The following is a 3,939-nucleotide window of genomic DNA, read 5'->3' on the forward strand; positions in this document are numbered from 1 at the left end:
GTAATAGGCCCACCAGGAACCCAGGGCGATGCCCACGGTAAGAAAGCTCCAGGCAACAGTGGTCCAGGGCCGAGCCCAGCGGGCCCAGGCCGGGTCCATGTTGCCTGCCAGCAGCCCGGCCACGGCAAAGGCAAACGCCACGGAAAAGCCCACATACCCCATGTACAGCATGGGCGGGTGAATGATCAGGCCCGGGTCCTGCAGCAGCGGATTCAGATCCGCCCCGTCCAGGGGGAACCAAGGCAGAACGCGATCAAAGGGGTTCGATGTGAGCAGCATAAACAGCAGAAAGCCCACCGAGATCATGCCCATCACGGACAACACCCGGGCGACCATATGCAGGGGAACGCTACGACTGAGCACCCCGACCATGGCCGCCCAACCGCCCAGCATCCAGCCCCACAGCAGCAGCGAGCCTTCATGGCCACCCCATATGGCGGACAGCCGATAGGCCAGCGGCAACGCGGAGTTGCTGTGATTGGCCACATAGGCCACAGAGAAATCGTTAATGTAGAAGCTATAGCCCAGGCAGACCATGGAAAAGGTCAGTGCCAGCCACTGCACCCAGGCCAGTGGGCGGGCATACCATTGCAGGGCGAGGATGTTACGATGCACCCCGATCAACGGGAATACCGATAAGCACAGGGCTGCAGCCAGTGCCAACCACAGGGATAGATGCCCGATTTCTGCCGCCACAAGAGCTCCTCAATCCGCTTTTTACTGTCCGATGCCTGTCAAACCGCCGTTACGCGCGGTCCGGCGCGCATAGCATCGGTACATGGTCCGGCAATTGCAAGTCCGTGGCGTGGCGGGAGTCGCTGAACAACACCTGATGAATTTCAACGGTTCCCGAGCCGCAATTGATCCTCAGGAAGCATAGACCTGTGTCTTTATTGTCCGTTCATCGGTCATTTTCGGTAAAGCCATCCTTTCGACATATTTTGAGACGCTTGCTATTCGTATGCTTTCACTTGGCTTTGCTAGTATGCGTTCGATCATGACACCGTGTCATAGCGGTGCAGATAAAACGTCATAAATCATCCATATACTCGGAATGTGCCATCAGGCCTTCACGGAGTAAGACTTTGAGCACTACAACAGAACAGAAATCCTCCTACGATCGCGAGGACCTGCTTGCCTGCGCCCACGGCGAGCTTTTCGGGCCCGGCAACGCGCGCCTGCCACTGCCCAACATGCTGATGATGGATCGTATTACCCATATCAGCGATCAGGGTGGCAAGTACGGTAAAGGCGAAATTATCGCCGAGCTGGATATTCGCCCGGACCTGTGGTTTTTCGAATGCCACTTTGAAAGTGATCCAGTCATGCCCGGCTGCCTGGGCCTGGATGCTACCTGGCAGTTGCTGGGCTTTTTGCTGGGCTGGCTGGGCCACCCAGGCCGCGGTCGCGCCCTGGGTGTGGGGAGTGTGAAATTCTCCGGGCAGATTCTGCCAACCGCCAAGAAAGTCACGTACAAACTGGACGTGAAACGGGTTATTTCCCGCAAGCTGATTCTAGGCATCGCCGATGCCACCGTCAGCGTTGACGGCAAGGAGATCTACCTTGCCGAAGACCTGCGCGTGGGCCTGTTCACTTCCACCGACGGATTTTAGGAGTCAATCATGCGCCGCGTAGTCATCACAGGAATGGGCATTGTCTCCTGCCTGGGCAACGATACCGATAGCGTCACTCGGTCCTTGCGCGAGGGCCGTTCCGGCATTCGCTTCAAGGAAGACTACAAAGAGCTGGGCATGCGCAGCCACGTTGCCGGCACCCCGGAAATCGCACTGGAAGACTTCATCGACCGCAAGCCTCGCCGTTTCATGGGAGACGCCGCAGCCTATGCCTACATCGCCATGCAGCAGGCGATCACCGATGCCGGCCTGGAAGAAGACCAGGTCAGTAACGAGCGTACCGGGCTGATCGCCGGCTCCGGTGGCCACTCCTCCTTTAACCAGGTGGAAGCTGCCGACATCGCCCGCAATCGCGGTGTTAAACGCGTAGGCCCCTATCTGGTGCCCCGGGTGATGGCCTCTACCGTCTCCGCCTGCCTGGCCACACCCTTCAAGATCAAGGGCATCAACTATTCCATCGCGTCCGCCTGTGCCACCAGCGCCCACTGTATCGGCAACGCGGTGGAGCAGATTCAACTAGGCAAACAGGATGTGGTATTCGCCGGCGGCGGTGAAGAGGAACACTGGACCCTGAGCTGTCTGTTCGACGGCATGGGCGCCCTGTCCAGCAAGTACAACGACACCCCGGAAACCGCTTCCCGGGCCTACGATGAAAGCCGTGATGGTTTTGTCATCGCTGGCGGTGGCGGCATGGTCGTCGTCGAAGAGCTGGAACATGCCAAAGCCCGTGGCGCAAAAATCTACGCAGAAGTGATCGGCTACGGCGCCACCAGCGACGGCCATGACATGGTCGCCCCCAATGGTGAAGGCGCCGCCCGTTGCATGCGCCAGGCACTGGCCACCATGGACGGCAAGGTCGATTACATTAATGCCCACGGCACCAGCACCCCGGTGGGGGATGTGGCCGAGCTGAAAGCCATTCGCGAAGTATTCGGCGACAACTGCCCGGACATCGGCTCCACCAAGAGCCTGTCCGGTCACAGCCTGGGCGCGGCAGGGGTTCACGAAGCCATCTACAGCCTGCTGATGATGCAGCATGACTTTACGGCCCTGAGCGCCAATATCGAGACGCTGGATGAAAAGGCTGAGGGACTGCCGATTCTGGTGCAGGGCAAGGACAGCGGCCCAGCCACCGTGCTGAGCAACAGCTTCGGTTTTGGTGGCACCAATGCCAGCCTGGTACTGCGCAAGTGGGAAGGGTGAGAAAAACAGTGAATAGTTAACAATTAATAGTTAACAGCGAAAAAGCCCGGCCTTGCCGGGCTTTTTTATGGTCGCAAACCCGTAGCTTCTAGAAACGTAGGCTCAGTGCACCCTACGCAATTAGCGGTGGCAGTCAGCGATTCTGGATTAAGGTTCTTTCATCCAGAATGAGGTCTCAGGGTACAAGAATCTTTCAGCGGCGCCCTGAAAGCAAAGCAAAAAAAAGCCTCCACAGGGGAGGCTTGAAAATACCGTCATAGCTATTCCTGCCGAGGCAGGTCCCGAGCCTGATGACGATAGGCACACAATGTTCGGAAATCAGAACCAGCGGTTGTCCATGTTGATAAAGGTGTCGTCGGCATCAATCAATCGTTGCGCGTCCAGTTCCACACGGGGCAACTCCCAGTGGAAAAAATACTGTGCTGCCTGCAATTTACCCTGAGCAAAATCCGTGTCTTCGGGGGTATCCAGTGCCGCTGCCGCATTGGCCTGGCGCAACCACATCCAGGCTGCCACGGTATGCCCCATCAGTTGCAGGTACGCATTGGCATTGGACAAGGCCATGCGCGGCCCCTGCTCTGCCATCAACTTGCCGGCAGCTGCCGTGGCCGCTTCAACGCGCGGCAGCATGGCTTTCAGTGCCTGGGCAAACGGCAGGCAGCGGTCATCCGTAGTATGCGCCACATCCGCCAGGATACGCTGGGCCAGCAGTTGCAGCCCCTTGCCACTGGCCATCCACACCTTGCGACCTAGCAGGTCCATGCCCTGCACACCGGTGGTGCCTTCGTGAATGGGATTGAGGCGGTTGTCACGCCACACCTGTTCCACCGGGTATTCGCGGGTGTAACCGGCGCCACCAAACACCTGAATGGCCATGTCGTTGGCTTTGACACCAAATTCCGAGGGCCAGCTTTTCAGTACCGGGGTGAGCAGGTCCAGAAGCAGATGGGCATCCTTCGCTGCCGCCTCATCACCGGTCTCGATATCATCCACCAGACGATAGCCATACAGACTCATGGCGATGGCCGCGTCCGCGTAGGCTTTCTGGGGGAGCAGCAGACGATTCCAATCCAGGTGGTCAATGATGGGAACCTGCGGTTTG

At 58.4% G+C, this 3,939-nt stretch carries 4 protein-coding genes; 2 read left to right on the forward strand and 2 right to left on the reverse strand.

Going from position 1 to position 3,939, the window contains the following annotated elements; genetic code table 11:
• On the reverse strand, positions 1-696 hold a 696-nt coding region (gene ccsA, locus ACFE0K_RS08760; protein ID WP_434535703.1), incomplete at its 3' end, for a cytochrome c biogenesis protein CcsA.
• Positions 697-1,085: 389 nt separating this feature from the next.
• Here ccsA and fabA point away from each other — a divergent pair.
• Positions 1,086-1,613: a 3-hydroxyacyl-[acyl-carrier-protein] dehydratase FabA gene (gene fabA / locus ACFE0K_RS08765; RefSeq protein ID WP_434535704.1), complete on the forward strand. Its 528-nt coding sequence runs from the start codon at positions 1,086-1,088 to the stop codon at positions 1,611-1,613.
• Between the two features lie 9 nt (positions 1,614-1,622).
• The gene (gene fabB / locus ACFE0K_RS08770) at positions 1,623-2,837 is read left to right on the forward strand and encodes a beta-ketoacyl-ACP synthase I (protein ID WP_434535705.1); all 1,215 of its coding nucleotides are present in this window, start codon (positions 1,623-1,625) and stop codon (positions 2,835-2,837) included.
• A 318-nt stretch (positions 2,838-3,155) separates the two neighbouring features.
• Here the strand turns inward: fabB and ACFE0K_RS08775 are convergent.
• Positions 3,156-3,939: acyl-CoA dehydrogenase (locus ACFE0K_RS08775; RefSeq protein ID WP_434535706.1), on the reverse strand; the 784-nt coding region annotated here is incomplete at its 5' end.

Source organism: Alcanivorax sp. (genome assembly GCF_051117345.1).
In the GTDB taxonomy this organism is placed as follows: Bacteria; Pseudomonadota; Gammaproteobacteria; order Pseudomonadales; family Alcanivoracaceae; genus Alcanivorax.

Excerpts from the sequence above, each read along its gene's own strand:
- fabB (WP_434535705.1), top strand. The coding sequence starts at position 1,623 with ATGCGCCGCGTAGTCATCACAGGAATGGGCATTGTCTCCTGCCTGGGC.